The 18006-nt window shown below is 71.7% G+C and carries 17 protein-coding genes and 2 pseudogenes; 8 read left to right on the top strand and 11 right to left on the bottom strand.

All coding sequences use genetic code 11. The annotated features are described in order from the left end of the window. The first annotated feature begins 18 nt into the window (after positions 1–18). The 4 genes and pseudogenes from C4B68_RS36630 to C4B68_RS36615 form a co-directional block, all read left to right on the top strand. Positions 19–336: a PadR family transcriptional regulator gene (locus C4B68_RS36630; protein ID WP_099502310.1), complete on the top strand. Its 318-nt coding sequence runs from the start codon at positions 19–21 to the stop codon at positions 334–336. Next, positions 333–1079 (top strand): hypothetical protein, encoded by a 747-nt coding sequence (locus C4B68_RS36625; RefSeq protein ID WP_143674347.1) that lies wholly within the window; start codon positions 333–335, stop codon positions 1077–1079. The genes C4B68_RS36630 and C4B68_RS36625 overlap by 4 nt, the downstream gene beginning before the upstream one ends. A gap of 474 nt (positions 1080–1553) precedes the next feature. After that, positions 1554–2696 carry a transcription termination factor Rho gene (rho, locus tag C4B68_RS36620; RefSeq protein WP_218963935.1) on the top strand — a complete coding sequence of 381 codons (1143 nt, stop codon included), beginning with the start codon at positions 1554–1556 and terminating at the stop codon, positions 2694–2696. Between the two features lie 93 nt (positions 2697–2789). Beyond that, a pseudogene (locus tag C4B68_RS36615) lies at positions 2790–3656 on the top strand (D-alanyl-D-alanine carboxypeptidase family protein); the annotation flags it as partial. 83 nt (positions 3657–3739) lie between these two features. On the opposite strand, the gene C4B68_RS44215 reads toward C4B68_RS36615, so the two are convergent. The 8 genes and pseudogenes from C4B68_RS44215 to C4B68_RS36575 all read right to left on the bottom strand — a co-directional run bounded on the left by C4B68_RS44215 (position 3740) and on the right by C4B68_RS36575 (position 12529). Further along, positions 3740–5104: a glycosyltransferase 87 family protein gene (locus C4B68_RS44215; protein ID WP_306511332.1), complete on the bottom strand. Its 1365-nt coding sequence runs from the start codon at positions 5102–5104 to the stop codon at positions 3740–3742. A 311-nt stretch (positions 5105–5415) separates the two neighbouring features. After that, on the bottom strand, positions 5416–6804 hold the full coding sequence (gene mptB, locus C4B68_RS36605) for a polyprenol phosphomannose-dependent alpha 1,6 mannosyltransferase MptB (protein ID WP_099502313.1): 1389 nt from the start codon (positions 6802–6804) through the stop codon (positions 5416–5418). A 613-nt stretch (positions 6805–7417) separates the two neighbouring features. Further along, complete coding sequence (aspA, locus tag C4B68_RS36600) at positions 7418–8830, bottom strand: aspartate ammonia-lyase (protein ID WP_099502314.1); 1413 nt, start codon at positions 8828–8830, stop codon at positions 7418–7420. 205 nt (positions 8831–9035) lie between these two features. After that, positions 9036–10067, bottom strand: a complete 1032-nt coding sequence (locus tag C4B68_RS36595; protein ID WP_099502315.1) for an asparaginase — start codon at positions 10065–10067, stop codon at positions 9036–9038. 100 nt (positions 10068–10167) lie between these two features. Next, on the bottom strand, positions 10168–10845 hold the full coding sequence (locus tag C4B68_RS36590) for a FadR/GntR family transcriptional regulator (protein WP_099502316.1): 678 nt from the start codon (positions 10843–10845) through the stop codon (positions 10168–10170). A 166-nt stretch (positions 10846–11011) separates the two neighbouring features. After that, positions 11012–11848, bottom strand: a complete 837-nt coding sequence (locus C4B68_RS36585) for an undecaprenyl-diphosphate phosphatase (RefSeq protein ID WP_099502317.1) — start codon at positions 11846–11848, stop codon at positions 11012–11014. Between the two features lie 25 nt (positions 11849–11873). Then, positions 11874–12065 (bottom strand): annotated as a pseudogene (locus C4B68_RS43760) (fluoride efflux transporter CrcB); the annotation flags it as partial. Positions 12066–12241: 176 nt separating this feature from the next. Next, positions 12242–12529, bottom strand: a complete 288-nt coding sequence (locus C4B68_RS36575; protein WP_099502318.1) for a helix-turn-helix domain-containing protein — start codon at positions 12527–12529, stop codon at positions 12242–12244. 240 nt (positions 12530–12769) lie between these two features. Between C4B68_RS36575 and C4B68_RS36570 the strand changes: the two genes are divergently transcribed. Next, on the top strand, positions 12770–13168 hold the full coding sequence (locus C4B68_RS36570; RefSeq protein ID WP_099502319.1) for a MarR family winged helix-turn-helix transcriptional regulator: 399 nt from the start codon (positions 12770–12772) through the stop codon (positions 13166–13168). A 9-nt stretch (positions 13169–13177) separates the two neighbouring features. Here C4B68_RS36570 and pqqB read toward each other — a convergent pair whose 3' ends face one another. The 3 genes from pqqB to C4B68_RS43755 all read right to left on the bottom strand — a co-directional run bounded on the left by pqqB (position 13178) and on the right by C4B68_RS43755 (position 15323). Further along, positions 13178–14062 carry a pyrroloquinoline quinone biosynthesis protein PqqB gene (pqqB, locus tag C4B68_RS36565; RefSeq protein WP_099502320.1) on the bottom strand — a complete coding sequence of 295 codons (885 nt, stop codon included), beginning with the start codon at positions 14060–14062 and terminating at the stop codon, positions 13178–13180. Between the two features lie 272 nt (positions 14063–14334). After that, positions 14335–14766 (bottom strand): SseB family protein, encoded by a 432-nt coding sequence (locus C4B68_RS36560; RefSeq protein WP_099502321.1) that lies wholly within the window; start codon positions 14764–14766, stop codon positions 14335–14337. A gap of 215 nt (positions 14767–14981) precedes the next feature. Beyond that, on the bottom strand, positions 14982–15323 hold the full coding sequence (locus tag C4B68_RS43755; RefSeq protein WP_240634584.1) for a hypothetical protein: 342 nt from the start codon (positions 15321–15323) through the stop codon (positions 14982–14984). A 111-nt stretch (positions 15324–15434) separates the two neighbouring features. Here C4B68_RS43755 and C4B68_RS43750 point away from each other — a divergent pair, with 111 nt between their 5' ends. The 3 genes from C4B68_RS43750 (at position 15435) to C4B68_RS36545 (ending at position 17940) form a co-directional block, all read left to right on the top strand. Then, positions 15435–15632 (top strand): hypothetical protein, encoded by a 198-nt coding sequence (locus tag C4B68_RS43750; RefSeq protein ID WP_240634583.1) that lies wholly within the window; start codon positions 15435–15437, stop codon positions 15630–15632. A 485-nt stretch (positions 15633–16117) separates the two neighbouring features. Continuing rightward, the gene (locus C4B68_RS36550; RefSeq protein ID WP_099502322.1) at positions 16118–17137 is read left to right on the top strand and encodes a permease; all 1020 of its coding nucleotides are present in this window, start codon (positions 16118–16120) and stop codon (positions 17135–17137) included. Beyond that, complete coding sequence (locus tag C4B68_RS36545; RefSeq protein ID WP_099502323.1) at positions 17134–17940, top strand: TIGR03943 family putative permease subunit; 807 nt, start codon at positions 17134–17136, stop codon at positions 17938–17940. Before C4B68_RS36550 ends, C4B68_RS36545 begins: the two co-directional genes overlap by 4 nt. The last annotated feature ends 66 nt before the right edge of the window (positions 17941–18006 follow it).

The following is an 18006-nucleotide window of genomic DNA, read 5'->3' as shown; positions in this document are numbered from 1 at the left end:
GTGTGCTTCACTCGTGGTATGGCATCAATTCGCCTGACTCGCCCGACACTTGAGGTCCTCAAGGTGCTGCTGGCCGCCACGCCGGACCATCCGGCGTGGGGGCTGCGGATCTGCGAGGAGGCCGATCTCGGCTCCGGCACGGTCTATCCCATTCTCGAGCGGCTCGTCGACGCGGGATGGGCGGTCCGCAGAGCCGAGACGGAAGAGCATCCGGGGCGGCCGAAGCGGTACTACTACGAGCTCACCGCCGCGGGTCGGCTGGCCACCCACCGGGCGAGCGAGCAAAAGCCCAGGCTGTTCGGGCTGCGCCCTGCCGGTGACGGGGGTGCGGCATGAGTGTGGACGAGCGGCACGAGGAGCCCGGCGCTGACGGCGTCAGCATCACAGCAGTTGTCGGGGTGTTGGCACCGGTACTGGCCGGATCAGCGGCGGCGCTCTTCCTTGTCAGCGGTTACGTGCTGAAGTTGCTGAGCCCCACGCTCGCCGAGCCCCTCCTCACGGGGGCCTGGGTCTTCGGGGCCCTCACGGCGGTCGCCCTCCTGCTCGCCGTGGCCGGCCTGCTGATCACGGCTTTCCGCAACGGCGGCTCCGCGGTGGAGGAGACGGACGCCGCGCCCCCGTCCGCCCCCCGGCACCGCCCGAGCAGCACGGGCAACGGCACCCTGGGCTTCGCCTCGTTCATCGCCGGACGACGCCGCACCCACCTCCGTGAGGAGTGGGCAGCCATCCTCGCCGGTGATCCCGAGCAGGGCATCGTGCTGTCCTCTCGCGCACGGATGCGGTACGCGCTCGGCTTCCTGTGGGCGGCGATCCGGCTGCGCATCCATGACCTCGTCGGCCCCCTGTGGGTCCCCGTGGACTGGCTGCTGTCCGTGGAGTCCCGCACGAACGGCTTCATCGCGGCCGTCGTAGGAACCCAGGCGATCTACATCGTCGGCCACGGCGGCCTCCCCGCCCTCGTCACGGAGGTCTGGGAGCCCTGCGGAATCGTGGGCGGCGCCCTCTGCATCCTCGCCCGCTGGCTCCGCCGTATCCGCGGCATCGAACTCGCCACGGCGGGACAGGACGACGCGGAGTAGCCCGCCCTGCAATCCGCTGGACTGGCACAGCCGTCCAGCCGGTACTCCTCGACGCCCGGCCCGGGTGGCAGGTCAGCCGAACAGGCTCGGACCCCGGTTCAGGCCCGCTCAGCGCACCACGCCCAGGGGTCGGGCCTGGACGAGGACCGCGCCGCCACCGTCGGCGACACGCCCCTGAGAGCCACATCACAGCCGAACCGGCCAACAGGTGGTAGTCTCCAGTCAGCACTTGTGTACGCCAACTCAATGGCGCCGGTGCCAGTTCTTCTTCCTCTCGCTGTCACGCCCGTCGACTCCCGACCGGCGGTCCAGCTTCTCGGCACCACCTCCGCAGCGGCCACGGGCTGTTCCCGTCCGGCGTATCCGAGGTGATGTTCCCGCCGCGTCGAGGTGCGCCCGTCGCCCTCCCATCGCGGCTTCTCTCCCCCTTCCTTCCGCATGTCCCGTGCACGTCCGTCCGTGAAAGGACCTCCCATGACCACCACACTCGAACGCCCTCCCGTACAGCCGCACCCCCAGGCCCAGGTCGCCACCGGTGTCCTAGACATCGACGGCAACGGGAAGGGGCACCTGCGCTCCGCGAGCTGCCTGCCCACGCCGAACGACGTCCAGGTCTCCCCCACGCTGATCCGCCGTCACGGCCTGCGCAAGGGCGACACCGTCGAAGGCGTACGCGGCGGACCCCGCGCGCTCGCCGAGGTCGAGCGCATCAACGGCCGTACGCCCCAAGAGCTGCGCCACCGCCCGCACTTTAGTGACCTCACCCCCCTGCACCCCCGCGAGCGGATCCGCCTGGAACACCCGGCGAGCGGTCTGGCCGGACGCGTCGTCGATCTGGTCGCGCCGGTCGGCAAGGGCCAGCGCGGTCTGATCGTCGCCCCGCCCAAGACCGGCAAGACCGTGCTGCTCCAGCAGATCGCCGCCGCCGTCGCGGGCAACCATCCCGCATGCCATCTGATGGTGGTGCTGCTCGACGAGCGGCCCGAAGAAGTCACCGATATGCGCCGCTCCGTCCGGGGCGAGGTCTTCGCCTCGACCTTCGACAAGACGCCGAAGCAGCACATCGCGCTCGCCGAACTCGTCATCGAGCGCGCCAAGCGGCTCGTGGAGCAGGGCGAGGACGTCGTCATCCTGATGGACTCGCTGACCCGGCTGTGCCGGGCGCACAACAACGCGGCCGCTTCCGGTGGCCGTACCCTCAGCGGCGGCGTCGACGCGGCCGCTCTGCACGGCCCCAAGCGGTTCTTCGGCGCCGCGCGCCTCGCCGAGGAGGGCGGCTCGCTCACCATCCTGGCCACCGCCCTGGTGGAGACCGGCTCCCGAGCCGACGACTACTACTTCGAGGAACTCAAGAGCACCGGCAACATGGAGCTCCGCCTCGACCGGGCCCTGGCCGCCCGGCGCGTCTTCCCCGCCGTCGACATCACGCCGTCCGGCACTCGCCGTGAGGAACTCCTGCTGCCCGCACCCGAGTTGACGGCCGTACGTGGGCTGGGGCGCGCCCTGAGGACGCGGGACGGCCAGGCCACCCTCGAAACCCTCCTGGAGCGGCTGCGCGCCACGCCTGACAACGCGGCCTTCCTCCGCCAGGTCCAGCCAACCTTGCCCACCGCGTAACGCGTGCACCAGAGTGCGGCATCCGGGTGCACGACCCCTCTCGCTCGGGCCTGGCGCCCCGGCGTACGGCGTACCCGTTTCTACGTTGTCCATATGACTATCGGATTCTCATTCCGCGCCCGCACCGGCGCCCGCACGCGTGTCTGCCGCGCCGCCCTCTGCTGTTCCGCCCTGTGTGTGGTCGGCGCACTGGCCCTCGCGCCCAGTCCCGCCACCGCCCGGGTCGGCACGGACGACCCGGGCGGTCGGAGACCCACGGCGTCACAGCCGCCGTTGCTGTACCGGTCCGGGACACAGGTCCGGCCGAGGGCCGGGGCGCCCGAGATCCCCGAGGAGGACATCTCCGCGCTGTCGTGGCTGGTGGCCGACGCCCGCACCGGTGACGTACTCGCCGCCCACAACGCCCACCTCAAGCTGCCGCCCGCCAGCACCCTGAAGACCCTGTTCGCCCTCACCGTGCTCCCGTCGCTGCCCGGCGGCATCCGGCACACCGTCCGGGAGGAGGAGCTGGAGGGCATCGGTGACGGCAGCAGCCTGGTGGGGGTCGCCCAGGGGCGTACCTACCGTGTGGCCGACCTGTGGCGCGGTGTGTTCCTCAGCTCCGGCAACGACGCGGTGCACGTGCTGGCCGCGATGAACGGCGGCTGGAAAACCACGGCCGCCCGCATGCAGGCCAAGGCCCGTTCGCTGGGCGCCCTCGACACGCACGTCCTGTCGCCCGACGGGTACGACACACCCGGTCAGGTCTCGTCCGCGTACGACCTGGCGGTCTTCGGCCGGGCCGGGCTGCGCAACCCGGAGTTCGCGCGCTACTGCTCCACCGCCCAGGCCAAGTTCCCCGCCGGCGGCTGGTCGTACGAGATCGCCAACACCAACCGGCTGCTGACCGGTGCCGACGGGGTGGAGCCGTACCCGGGCCTGATCGGCGTCAAGAACGGCTACACGAGCGAAGCGGGCAACACGCTCGTCGCCGCCGCCCGGCGGGGCGGGCGCACCCTCGTCGTCACCGTGATGAATCCTCAGGAGGGCGGCGGGTACGCCGTCTACGAGGAGGCGCGCTCGCTGCTCGACTGGGGCTTCAGGGCAGCCGGACGCGTCGACCCCGTCGGAACGCTCGTCGACACGCGGGGCGTCCCGGCCGCGGGACCCGGCGCGACGACCGGAGCCCCGGCGCACCCGGCGGGCGACGGGCCCGGCTGGCCGGAGGTCGCCGGGATCGCGGGCGCGGCAGGGCTGGGCGCCGGAGGCGTGTTCCTGGCCCTGCGGCTCAGGAACGGGCGGCTCACGCGCGGCTGACCGACGGGCAGCCACAACAGCAGCCCGAGGGTGATCCAGGTGTACGTGTTGCTGCCGAGGAATCCGTCGAGGCCGGACGCGTCGTGGAACCAGAGCCACACCACGCTGCTGCACAGCACCGCGTACAGGGCCGCCGCGACCCGCAGCCGGCGCCGGTGCAGCAGGACGGCGAAGGCCGGCAGCAGCCAGACGAGATGGTGCACCCAGGTGATCGGGCTGACGAGGCAGGCGGCGAGCCCGGTGAGGGCGAACGCGGCCGTCCAGTCCTCGTCGGCCAGCGCGCGGGTGGTCCGCCACGCCCACAGGCACAGGACCAGCAGGGCGACCGTCGCCCAGGCGGCCTTGCTCGGTTCGTCCGGTGCCGCGAGCCGGGCCAGCACGCCCTGCAAGGACTGGTTGGAGACATAGGCGAGACGTCCGATGCGGCCCGTGTCCCACAGCGCCTCGGTCCAGTAGAAGCGCGAGGCGTCCGGCACCGCCCACGCGGCAAGCCCGGTGGCCGCTGCGGCGACGGCCGTCGCGACCCCGGCGGCGCGCCAGCGGCGGGCGAGCAGCAGCAGGCCGATGAAGAGCGCGGGGGTGAGCTTGATCGCCGCGGCCAGGCCGATGCCGACGCCCGCCCGGCGCCCCCGGCCGGTCGACAGCAGCCACGCGTCGCTCAGCACGAGAGCGAGGAGCAGGAGGTTCACCTGGCCGAAGCTGAAGGTGTCGCGGACCGGTTCGAACAGGGCCAGCAGACAGGCCGCCATGGCGAAGCCGAACCAGCCGTACCGGCGCAGCGCGGGCCCCACCAGGAACCACACCACCGCGGCGAGCGCGGCGATGTTGAGCAGCAGCCCGACGGCGATCGCCGTGTCCAGCGCGACCAGCGCCATCGGCAGCATGCCGAGGGCCGCGAACGGCGGATACGTGAATCCGTACGTCGTCCCCGGCACCCGGTAGTCGTAGATCCGGCCGCCGTGGTGGACCCAGGTGTCGACCGTCCCGTAGTAGACGCGCAGGTCGAACCAGTCGCGCAGCAGCGGCACGGTGGCGGTGAACACGCCGACGACGACGGCGAGTCCGAGCACGCAGAGCAACCGCCGACGATCGGTACGCAGCAGCTCTCGCAAGCCGCTCGTTCCGTTCGAACCGCTCGTTCCGCTCGAAACGTTGGTTCCGCTCGAAACGTTGGTTCCGCTCGAAACGTTGGTTCCGCTCGAACCGCTCATCCTGCTCGAACCGTTCGTCCCCTTCGGACCGTTCGTGCCGCCCGGCTCGCCCATGCCGCCCAGCTCTCCCCCGCGACTCGGCTCGCTCGCGCCGCTCGGTGGTCTCCCGCCGCCCGCCCCTCGCAAGCCGCTCAGTCCTCTCAGTCCGCTGGGAACCCTCAGACCGCTGGGCTCTTTCGAGCCGTTCGGTCCTCTCATTGCGCTCAGCCCTCTCATGCCGTCCGTTCCAGCGTCGGTGCCTGTGCCGCTTGATGGGCCTGCCAGAGCACGACGAGGGCGAGTACCCCGCCGGAGACGGCCAGGACCACCTGCGCGGCGTCGGGCGGTCCCCCGCTCGGCAGCAAGGTGAGCGCGAGTACCGCGCTGACGGCCGCGACCCGGTGCCGCACCGAACCGCTGGGCGCCGCCGCGGCGATGAGGAACAGGCCCCACAGCGCGTACCAGGGCCGGATCGCCGGGCCGAACGCGGCGACCGCGGCCAGACTCAGGCCCAGGGCGTAGATCGGGCCGGGCCGCAGGCGCAGCCATATGAACAGCACCACGATCACGGTCACCGCGAGCCCGGTCGCGTGCCAGAGGGGCAGGGCCAGGGGCGCGAGACCGCTGCCGAGTTTCTCGAGCAGGGATCCGGTGGCGCGGCCGAGGACGCTGGTGGGCGACCAGTTGTGCGGAGAGACAGGGGTCTTCAGGGCCGCGATCCAGCCGTATCCCGTGCCGGCCGCGGCGGTTGCCGCGGCCGTCGTGGCGAGGGCGACCCCGGCGGTGACCAGCGTGGACCGCACCATCCCGCGGCGCCCGCGCAGCGCGATCACCGCAAGGAGGCCGAGCGCAGCAGGCGCCTTCACCAGCGCGGCGAGGGTGACGAGGACGACGCCCAGCACGTGCCACCGGCCGCACGCGGCCACCAGACCGAGGCCGAGCAGGCCGAGCATGATGGCGTCGTTGTGCGCACCGGCCACCAGGTGGAGCAGGACGAGGGGGTTGAGCGCCCCGAGCCACAGCGCGGCGGCCGGATCGGCGCCGCTGTGCCGGGCCAGCCGGGGCAGTGCCGCCGCCATGAGGGCGACGCCGAGCAGCGCGACCAGGCGCATACCGAGCAGACCGGCCGGAATCTCCCCCTGCGTGAGTCCGGACAGCGCGGAGGCGACGACGAGGAAGACCGGGCCGTACGGCGTCGTGGTGTGCTGCCACACCGGCGCGACCTCGTCGGCGAGCGGGCCGCCGAGCTGCGCGGGGCCGTGCGCGTACACGTCCATGCGCGCGTCGACCATGGCTCCCTGTGCGAGATAGCTGTATACGTCGCGGCTGAACAGCGGAGGCGCCAGCAGCAGCGGCGCCGCCCAGACGGCGAGAACGAGCAGCAGGGAACGCGGAGTCGGCGCTTCGGGGCCCCGTACGACGGTGCCCAGCAGCGCCCAGGCGGCTATCAGCAGCACGACCCCGAAGAACACGCCGACCAGGCCGAGTACGCCACGACCGGACTCGGGGGCGACCAGCTCCCGCACCGGCAGCGCGCCGGCCGTCTCACCGCCCAGCGCGAGGAAGGCGGTACCGGCCAGGCCCAGAGCCTGACAGCGGCGGAGATCGACGGGAAAAGCCATGGCCAACACTCGGGAAGCGTGTCAACGCGGGGTGGCCGGAAGGCGACGCGGGGCCCACCGGGCGGGGGCCGACATGTTACCGGTGTGTGATCGGTGCGGGTCTTTCGTGGGGGGCGGGCCCATGAGGGCCGGTCACTGCCACGCGACGGAGGCGTGAAGTGACGCCTCCAAACGTGGCCGTTAGCTCGATCGTGTGATCGTCCGCTCGCGGGCTTGCGGCGCCTTGGGCCCACCGGGTTAACGTGATCGCGCGATCCGGGACGCCGGGTACGGCGCCAGCGTGCGGGCCCCTGCTCCACCGGAGTGATGGTTCAGGGCCTCCCCGTCGCCTCTGGCCGTGTCCATATGGCCAGGTCGTGAGGGACTCCGCCCTTCCGGCGCCGGACCACGGACAGGATCCGTGTAGCCACCCGGTGGTGAAAGCGGACGACCAGTGCGCTCAAGACCGTTCGGGGCGTGCCGGTGCTCGGGCTCGCTCCCGCTCACCGCCAAGGAACGGTTGCCGGAGGGCTCGCGATCGGGGCTCTGATGCGGTCGAGGGTCGGCTGGAGGGACAGGAACGGCAGCACCATCACCGTTCGCCGCCCATTCGGCCCTCGTGCTCGTCCACCCGTCAGCCCCGCGCGGGGCCGCCGCCCGCGAGCACCTCGGGCCGCAGCAGTTCGCCGAGTCGTTCGGCCGGCAACAGACCCTTCTCCAGGACGAGTTCGGCGACGCCACGGCCGGTGGCGAGCGCCTCCTTCGCGATGTCGGTGGCCGCCGTGTACCCGATGTGCGGGTTGAGCGCGGTCACCAGCCCGATGGAGTTCTCCACGGCGGCACGCAGCTCCTCGGTGTTCGCCGTGATCCCGGCGACGCACCGCTCGGCGAGGGTCAGGCAGGCGGTCCGCAGGTGGGTGATGCTCTCGGACAGGGAGTGCAGGATGATCGGCTCGAAGGCGTTGAGCTGGAGCTGACCGGCTTCCGCGGCCATGGTGATGGTGACGTCGTTGCCGATCACCTCGAAGGCGACCTGGTTGACGACCTCGGGGATCACCGGGTTGACCTTGCCGGGCATGATGCTCGAACCCGCCTGCACCGGCGGCAGGTTGATCTCGTTGAGGCCCGCGCGCGGCCCGGAGGACAGCAGCCGCAGGTCGTTGCAGCTCTTGGAGAGCTTGACGGCGATCCGCTTGAGTACGCCCGACATCTGGACGAAGGCGCCGCAGTCCTGGGTCGCCTCGACCAGGTTGGCGGCGGTGACCAGCGGCAGCCCGGTGATGCCGGCGAGATGGCGGCGCACCGACTCGGCGTATCCGGCGGGGGCGTTGAGCCCGGTGCCGATGGCGGTGGCGCCGAGGTTGATCTCGTGGATCAGCTCGGCGGCCTCGGCGAGCCGGCTGCGGTCCTCGTCCAGCATCACCGCGTACGCCGAGAACTCCTGCCCCAGCGTCATCGGCACCGCGTCCTGGAGCTGGGTACGTCCCATCTTCAGTACGTCGCGGAACTCGACGGCCTTGCGCGCGAAGGCGTCCTGGAGCACGGCCATGGCCTTGAGCAGCCCGCGCACGGCGAAGACCGTGGCGACCTTGACGGCGGTCGGATAGACGTCGTTGGTCGACTGGCCGAGGTTGACGTCCTCGTTGGGGTGCAGGTGCTGGTAGTCGCCCTTGGCGTGGCCCAGGAGCTCCAACGCCCGGTTGGCGACGACCTCGTTGGCGTTCATGTTCGTCGAGGTTCCGGCGCCGCCCTGGATGACGTCGACGACGAACTGGTCGTGCAGCTTGCCGTCGCGGATCTCCCGGCAGGCCTCGACGATGGCGGCCGCCTTGCGGGATTCGAGCAGGCCGAGTTCCTCGTTGGCGAGGGCGGCGGCCTCCTTGACCGCGGCGAGGGCGTCGATCAGGTGCGGGTAGGCGGAGATCGGGGTGCCCGTGATGGGGAAGTTCTCCGTGGCGCGCAGGGTGTGGACGCCCCAGTACGCGTCGGCGGGGACGTGACGGTCTCCGAGCAGGTCGTGTTCGCTGCGGTGCGCTGCGGCGGTCATGGCGTGCGGGCCAACTTTCAGCAGGACATGGGTGATTCAGGCGTACGGTGCCGGACGGGGCGCCATGGTTCGGGCGTACGGCGCCATGGTTCGGGCGTCGGCGCCATAGTTCGGGCCTCGGCGCCATAGTTCGGGCGTACGGCGCCGGACCGGGCGCCGTGGTTCAGGCGTACGGCGCCGTGGTTCAGGCGTACGGCGCCGTGGTTCAGGCGTACGTGGACGGCGTGAGCGGGTCGAGCGCGCGGGCGGGCCGGATGTTCCCGACCACCGCACCGCCTCCGAGGAGCGGCGCGCCCGCGAACGCGGCGAGCGCCGCCGGGTCGATCCCGCAGCGTGCGAGGGCGGCCGCGGCCACCGGGACGCGCGCCCGGTCGGCGCCGTCGGAGATCTTCACGGCGACGGCCCGGCCGTCCGGCAGCGCCGCGACCTGCACGCCTTCGAAGCCGTCCTTGGCGAGCAGCCCCGGCACGGCCCGCATCAGCGCGGCGACGTCGCGCCCGGACCCGGAGGCCATCTCAGCGTGCTGGCGCATGGCGTCGGCCACGCGCGCCTCGGGTGTGCCCGGCGCGGCGGTGGTGATCCGCGCGGCGGCGCGGGCGAGTCCGTGCAGTGAGACGGAGAACAGGGGTGCTCCGCAGCCGTCGACGGTCACCTGGGCGATGGCTTGTCCGGTGAGGTCTTCGACGATCTCCGCGATGGCCTGCTGGAGCGGATGGGCCGGGTCGAGGTAGTCGTCGAGCGACCAGCCGTTGAGGCGGGCCGTGTAGAGCATGGCCGCGTGCTTGCCCGAGCAGTTCTGGGCGAGCTGGGAGGGCTGCCGGCCCTCGCGCACCCAGGCCTCGCGTACGACCGGGTCGAACGGCAGGTCCGGGACATTGCGCAGCCGGCCCTCGGGGAGTCCGGCCAGCTCCAGGATCCGCCGGGTCCCGGCGAGGTGCCGTTCCTCGCCGGAGTGGCTGGCCGCGGCGAGGGAGAGCAGTTCGCCGTCCAGCGGCAGCCCGGCCCGCAGCATGGCCACGGCCTGGACGGGCTTGAGCGCGGAGCGCGGGTAGAAGGCGGCCTCGATGTCGCCGATCTGCAGCTCCACACCGCCGTCGGCGGCCAGCACGACGACCGACCCGTAGTGGATGCCTTCGACGACTCCGCCGCGTACGAGATGGGCGACGGGGGCGTGCAGGGGTTCGCGGATCACCGGGGCCGCAGCGAGCGAACTGCCGTATGCCAGAGCCTGGTTCATGCGTCAGCCCCGTCGCGTGTCTCTGCGACGCGGCGGCATACGCCGTACCGGCCCGCGACACGCGGGGTCGGGACCGCAGATTCCTGAAGGGATGGCTCGCTCACGCCTGGGGTCCGCCTTCCGCGGGTGAGACCGTGCGCTCGGGGCGCACGATGGAGGTGAGGGTGGTTTCGACGCGGTCGAGGTGGTGGGACATGGCCTCCACCGCGTCGTGCTCGGAACCGTCGATCAGCGCCTCGACGATCGCGCGGTGCTCGCGGTTGGACTGCTCGCGACGGCCGCCGAGTTCGTTCAGGAAGGCCGACTGGCGGGCCAGGGCATCCCGGATCTCCTCGATGACCCGGCGGAAGACGGGGTTCTGGGAGGCCTCGGCGACGGCGATGTGGAAGATCGTGTCCATCGCGACCCAGGCCGTGGTGTCCGTCTCCCGCTCCATACGGTCGAGCAGATGGGCGAGGCGGTCGAGGTTCTCGGGGGTGCGGCGCAGGGCCGCGTACCCGGCGACGGGGATCTCGACATGGCGGCGCACTTCGAGCAGGTCGCTCGCCGCGTAGTCACCGAAAGTGGGGTCCTCGACCGTGTTGGCGACCACGAAGGTGCCCTTGCCGGTACGGGACACGGTCAGGCCCATCACCTGCAGGGCCCGCAGGGCCTCGCGGAGCACGGGGCGGCTGACTTCGAGGCGACGGCAGAGCTCCGCCTCGGAGGGGAGTTTGTCGCCGATGGCGTACTCGCCGCGCTCTATGGCGCCGCGGAGGTGGGTGAGCACCGCTTCCATGGCGCTTACACGCCGCGGCACCGAGCCACCTGTCTGGCTGTCTGACAGGTTCACGGAGGTGATGGTGCGGGTGACGGGCGGGCAGTGTCAAGTGGGCGAGAAGAGTTCACAGGGCGTGGAGCCTGAAAACCGAATTCACATCCGAGCTGCCCGTGAGTTGCCGCGATCAGCTGTTCAGTACGCCCGTGGACAGCAGTCCGAACAGCGCCACTCCGATGACGATCCGGTAGATCACGAAGGCGTTGAAGGAGTGCTTGGCGACGAACTTCAGCAGCCAGGCGATGGAGCCGTACGCGACCACGAACGAGGCGATCGTGCCGACCGCCAGCGGGGCGGCGCCCACTCCCGTGCCCAGGGCGTCCTTCAGCTCGTACAGACCGGCACCGGTCAGGGCGGGGATGCCGAGGAAGAACGAGAGCCGGGTGGCGGCGACGCGGTCCAGGTCGAGCATGAGCGCCGTGGACATGGTGGCGCCGGAGCGCGAAAAGCCCGGGAAGAGCAGGGCGAGAATCTGGGAGCTGCCGACCAGCATCGCGTCCTTGAACGAGGTGTCGTCCTCACCGCGCTTGTGCCGGCCCATCCGGTCCGCCGCCCACATCACCCCGCTGCCGACGATGAGCGAGCCGGCGACCACCCACAGCGAGGCGAGCGGGCCCTCGATGAGCGGCTTCGCCGCCAGGCCCACGAGCACGATCGGAATGGTCGCGTAGATGACCCACCAGGCGAACTTGTAGTCGTGGTGGTAGCGCTCCTCCTTGTCGCGCAGCCCGCGCCCCCAGGCGGAGACGATCCGCACGATGTCCTTGAAGAAGTACACGAGCACGGCGGCGATCGCGCCGACCTGGATGACCGCGGAGAAGCCGACGACGGCGTCGTCGTCGACGGGGATGCCCATCAGCCCTTCGGTGATCTTGAGATGGCCGGTGGAGGAGACGGGGAGGAATTCGGTCACCCCCTCGACGGCTCCGAGGACGACGGCCTGTCCGACGCTGATGACGCTCATGTGATCCAGTTCCGGGGAGTGGGCCGACAACGTTGGCGGCAGCGTAGAACCTCGCGCCGGTCGCGGTCGGCCGCAGCGTCGCGTACGAGAACGTCGCGTACGTCGTCAACGCGTCGCGGAGGCCGGTGCCGAGCAGGAGGTGCAGGTGGGAGGAGGTGCCGCCCACCGAGGAGGCGCGGCCCGCCGAAGCCGCGCCGGTCAGCCGATCCAGGACGAGTCAGCCCGTCATGTTGACGACGAGGTTGGTCGGGCCCCGCTCCCACAGGCTCCCCAGGCTCAGCCGGCCGCCGGCCGCGCAGGAGCGCGGCAGGTGCCGCAGGCCAACAAGCCGTCGCCCGCCAGGAGTTCGAGCCGTACGAGCGCAGCGGTGTTCCGCAAGGCAGCCACGTACCCCTACCAGCCCTTCTCGAAGTAGCGGCTCACCTCGGCGATGCGGTACTCGTCGCGACGGTAGAAGGTCCGGTATCTGATCTTCTTGGCCCGCAGCAGCCCGACCCTGGTGAGGATGTCGAGGTGTGTGCGCGCCACGGCGCGGCTCACGCCGAGCTTGGCGGCGAGGGTCGCCGAGCTGACGCCGTCCTTGACGAGATCGCCGTGGCGCTGTGACGGAAAGTGCGCGGCGGGGTCTCGCAACCACTCCAGTATGTCCAGGCGTTCCCCACTGACGGGAACCTTCAGCATCTCGTCCCCCTCCGTCCTGGCGGTCTCCGCTACTGTCCCGCAGCCAGGGGCGGCACGCACGGGCTTCCGCGCCCCTGGCCGAGGTCGACCGCCCCGGACTCGGGGGCCGAACGGCTCCGCGCGCCGACATGCCCCGGCCGTCTCGGCAAGCCGCGCCCCCTCGAGCGTGATCGGGCGACTGAATGCGTCTGCACTAGTTGCACACTCAACGACTGGCCAGATTTCTGTTACCTTTCATTTATGGCAGCGAAGACGCCCGGATCCCCCCTCGAAGACCGGTGGCGGGAGATCCTCACGGTGCACGCGCGCACCATGTGCGAGATCGACCGCGCGCTGCATCCGCATGGCCTGGGAGCGAGTGACTTCGAGGTCCTGGACGTCCTCGCCTCGGTCACGGGAACGGGCACAGCCCCCGGCGAGCAGTGCCGGGTGCAGAACATCGCGAGCCAGGTCCATCTCAGCCAGAGCGCCCTGTCCCGTCTCATCGCCCGGCTGGAGAAGGACGGCCTGGTTGAGCGCACCGTCTGCCAGGAGGACCGACGCGGAGTATGGGTCGCGCTCACCAAGAAGGGCCGCGACCTGCACTCCGAGGTGCTTCCCCTGCAGCGCGCCGTCCTGGCGCGCATGCTGAGCCGCTAGTCCGACGCGCTAGACCACGAACTGGGAGCCGTCCGGCAGGACTTCGACCCCCGTCGCGGTCACCCGCGCGCGGGCGTCCGAGGCCGGGTCGAGGAGCGGGTTCGTGTTGTTGAGGTGGGTGTAGATCCGGCGCGGTCCGAGATGGCGGGCCAGGGCGGTCAGGCTGCCGCGCGCGCCTGAGACGGGGAGGTGCCCCATGGCGGCCTGGCCGTTGGGCGACCGTACCGCCGTACCCATCTCGTCGGCCGCGTAGAACGTGCCGTCGAGCAGCGCGCAGGTCGCCGTGGCGAGCAGGGCGTCCAGCTCGGGTGTCCAACGGCCCAGACAGGGCGCGTAGACGAGCACTCCCCCGGTGGCCAGGTCCTCGATCCGGTACGCCGTCACCCAGGGGGCGTCCGCGGCGGCTCCGTCGGCGTACTTCGGGGCCTTGGAGCCGACGGGGTGCGCGCTGACGACCAGCCCGCCGGCCAGGACGAAGCCGCCCTCGGTCAGGCTGTCCGCCCACTCCCACGGGGCGTAGCGGTCGAGCATCGCGCGCAGCGGGGCCAGCGTGGCGAGGACGGGAGGCGCGGCGTAGACCTTGAGTGCGGCGCCGCCGCGCAGGATGGTCAGCCCCATGACGTGGTCGGCCTCGGCGTCGGTCAGGAGCACACCGCGTACCGGGGTGTCCCTGGGCCCCGGCCCTGGTGCGAGCTCGGGCGTGGCGGTCAGCTGCGTACGGATGTCGGGTGAGGCGTTGAGCAGCCACCAGTCGCGGGAGTTGCCGCTGACGGCGACGCATTCCTGCGTCCGCGCCGGCAGTTTGCCGTCACGGGCGGCCGCGCACAGCGCGCAGGCGCAGTTCCACTGAGGGAAGCCGCCACCGGCGGCCGTGCCCAGCAGGACGACTTTCAAGGGAACCCCACCCCTCCGTATCGGACCCTCCCGGGGATCTTCCCGCCAGGACGCGCCGAACTGCCCGGTGGCAGGGGACAGTTCCGGACGACCTTCGCCGGGTTCCGGACGACCTTCGCCCGGGCGCCGGGCACCGGCCGCCGGGGCGGCTGCCCGGAGCGGGCGCGACACGGAGCGCAGCGACGTGCGCCCCGCGTCACACCCGGAGGTTTCCGATCCAGACGGCCATGCTCACGCAGGGCGGGTACGTCACCCCGTGCCGAGCGGGGCCATCAGCCCCGCGGCCGGGCGAGCAGCGTCCGTACGCCCTCGGAGCTGAGGGTCAGGCCGTGCGGTGAGGCGGCGTCGATCGTGAGGGAAAGATCGCCGGTCGGCCACTGCGTGGCGAGATCGCCGAGAGGCACCAGGCGGTAGCGGGAGACGGAGGGGAGCAGATCGGCCAGCTCTCGTTCCGAGGTGAACACCGGCACCACCTGTTCGCCGCCCGGCTGCTCCAGGACGGGCAGCGCGACGGCCGTGGGGTCGGTGGCTTCCGCCTCGTCGGCGTCGTTCGGCACAGGGACCAGCACATCGCTGCCGGCCAGCGTGGCCAGCGCCGCCCCGTCCTCGGCCTGCTTGATGTGGCCGGGGTGCGCGGCGAGGGTGTTCAGGGCCTCCTGGGCCGGTGTCGTGGGCGCGTCGCGGTCGTTCGAGGGTGTGTCCATGGCGAATTTCCTGGGTAGTGGCGGACGGGCCACCCGGGCCGCAGTCGGTCCCGGGCGCAACCCCCGTCGCGTACCCACCACGCGCCGCGGCATTCATGGTGTCTCGCCAGGAAGAGCGTTTCCCGCTCGGGAGAACGATTCAGGGCAGCGTTTCCCGCTCCGGCAGCGCGTCCCGCGCAGGAGAACGTCCTGCTCAGGGCAGCAGCGGGATGTCGTCACGACGGCAGGCCGAGCCGGTCGCGGCCGACGCGCCGGTACAGCGGTTCGGCCATGGTCGGGCCGACATGGGTCCAGTTCGTGGCCGCGTCCCGGAAATAGCGCTGCTCCCCGTGGAAGAAGCTGGGGGCGCGCCCCGCGTACAGGGCGTTGCCGTGCAGCTTCGAGTCCGGTGTGCCGCCTTCGACGGGCAGGTCGAGCAGGCTCACCTCCTGGGTGAAGTGCGCCGGGATGCGCCCCTGGTCGATACGGATGCTGTTGGATCCGCTGCCGCGCAGGCCCAGGACACCGTGCCAGTCGTCGACCACCGTCCAGATCGCGCGCGGCGCGACGAACAGCACGAAGGGTCCGGGCGGGTCGCCTGGCTTCTCGGGGGCGCGCAGTGTCTGGCCGAGGTAGTGCGTGGAGAAGGGGGCGCCCGACGAGTACGGCCAGGTCCCGTCGAGGACGACATGGCCGTCGCCGTCGGGCCGGGCGACACCGATCGGTACGACGGTGGAGGCTGCCCGGAAGTCGCCGTCGTCTCCGAAGATCTCGTCCTGCGCCCGCTCGCCGAAGAGGGTCGCGACCTGCAGGACGTGGGCGGCGGTGGGGACAGGGCCCAGCCGGTGGAGGGGCAGCCGCGGGCGATCTCGGTGACGACGCGGTAGAAGGTCGGCAGGCCGAACTCGTATCCGCCGTACCGTCGCGGTTGCAGCGTCCGGTAGAACCCGGCGCGCACGAAGTCGTCGTGGGTGTCCTTCGGATAGTGCGTCAACCGCCCGGTCTCCGGCTGCCGTTCGAGGAGCGCGGGTCGCAACGCGACGGCCCGCTCGATCAGTTCGCGTGGAGTGAGTCCGGGTTCGGGAACGGCGATCACGGTGCCTCCTGACGGGTGGGGCCGTCCGTACACGTGGCCATGCAAGTGGGGCCGTGGATCCGCTGTCCACGGAATCCCGAGCATCCGCCGTCGTCGGCCTGCCTGTCGAGACGTGTTCAGGCGAGGCAGGCGGGACGTCCCGGCACGGGACGCGGACGAAGTGGCCACCGGCCCGCAGAGGTTGGGGCGCGCGGTGAGAAGCTGTGCCTCAAGCGGCGTACTCATGGCAGAGGGCCGCACGTCGCCGAGCCCTTCCCGACCGGAGGAACCTCACCCGTGACCATCACCAAGGCAGCCCCGCCCCCGGTGGACCACCGCGACGCGGACGACCGGCGGGGATGGCGGGGCTGGCAGTTCAACTCCCCTCTCGTCCTGACCATGCTGCTGCTCCTGGTGATCGCGGCGCAGGGGCCGGCCCGCCGGGCGCTGTCCGCGCCGGTGATGCAGAGCTGGATGACCGTGTTCGTGGCGGTGGTGATCCAGGCGTTGCCCTTCCTGGTCCTCGGCGTGCTGCTGTCGGCGGTCATCGCGGTGTTCGTGCCGCCGTCGCTCTTCGCCCGGGCGCTGCCGGACCGGCCCGCGCTGGCGGTGCCGGTCGCCGGGATGGCCGGGGCGGTCCTGCCCGGCTGCGAGTGCGCCTCCGTGCCGGTGGCCGGGGCGCTGGTGCGCCGGGGTGTCACCCCCGCGGCGGCGCTGGCGTTCCTGCTGTCGGCCCCCGCGATCAACCCGATCGTGCTGACCGCCACGGCCGTGGCGTTCCCGGGCGATCCGGAGATGGTCCTCGCCCGGTTCGTGGCGAGTCTGCTCGTGGCCTGTGCGATGGGGTGGCTGTGGCAACGCCTAGGCCGCACCGACTGGCTGCGCCCGCCGGCCCGCCCGGGGCACCAAGGCCTCGGCAAGGGGGCGGCGTTCTGGGGTTCCGTACGCCACGACGTGATGCACGCCGGGGGCTTCCTCGTGGTCGGCGCGATGGCCGCGGCCACGCTCAAGGCCGTCGTACCGGCGAGCTGGCTGCAGGCCGCAGCCGGCCATCCCGTGGTGTCGGTCCTCGCCCTGGCGATCCTCGCCGTGGTGCTGTCGATCTGCTCCGAGGCCGACGGGTTCGTGGCCGCGTCGCTGTCCCAGTTCTCGCTGACGGCACGGCTGACATTCCTCGTCGTGGGACCGGTGATCGACCTGAAGCTGTTCGCCATGCAGGTCGGCACGTTCGGCCGCGGGTTCGCGCTGCGCTTCGCCCCCGCCACCTTCGCCCTGGCGGTCCTCATGTCGGTCCTGGTCGGGGCGGTGCTGCTGTGAACCGGCAGGCGCAAGCGGCCGTACTGTTCCTGGTCGGTGCGTCGGTGCTGCACGCGGGCGCCACCGACGTCTACCTCCGGTACGTCAAGGCCGGGTTGCGGCCTTTGCTGCTCGGGGCGGGTGTTGTGCTGATCGTGACTGCCGTCGCCACGGTGTGGTACGAGGTGCGGGGGCGACGGGTGACGCCGGGGAGCGGGCCGGAGGACGACCACAGCGATACGCGGGAGCACGGGACCGGGCACGAGCACGGAAGCGGGGGCGGGCACGAGCACGGCCACGGCCACGGCCACGCTCACCGTGAACCGCGTGTCTCCTGGCTCCTCGTCCTCCCCCTCCTCGCCCTGATCCTGGTCGCCCCGCCCGCCCTGGGTTCGTACAGCGCCATGCGCACGGGTACCGCTCTGCAGGCGCCCTTCGGCTACCCCGCCCTCCCGGCCGGTGACCCGCTCCCGCTCAGCCTGGTCGACTACGCGGGCCGTGCGGCCTACGACCAGGGCCGCTCCCTCGGCGACCGGCGGATCAGGATCACCGGTTTCGTCGCCCTCGACCGCAGCGGCACGCCGTACCTCGTGCGCATGGCCCTCAACTGCTGCGCCGCCGACGCCCAACCCGTCAAGGTCGGCCTGACCGGGCGGATCCCGCCCGTCCTCCAGCCCGACACCTGGCTCGAAGTCACCGGTACCTACACCAGCGAACGGACCAAGGACCCCGTCAACGGCGGCATCATCCCGTTCCTTGACGTCAGCCTGGCCAGGCCGGTCCCCGCGCCGCACGACCCGTACGACGAGAGCTGGAACAACTGAGGGCACAGCCCGAGCCGGCGTTCTGCTGAACCGGGGCGACGTGTCGTGCTCGGAACCGAGTCGACG

Origin of the sequence: Streptomyces dengpaensis (assembly GCF_002946835.1) — a bacterium.
GTDB lineage: Bacteria > Actinomycetota > Actinomycetes > Streptomycetales > Streptomycetaceae > Streptomyces > Streptomyces dengpaensis.
Note: the sequence above shows the minus strand (reverse complement) of the source record. Positions and strands in the feature narration are given on the sequence as shown.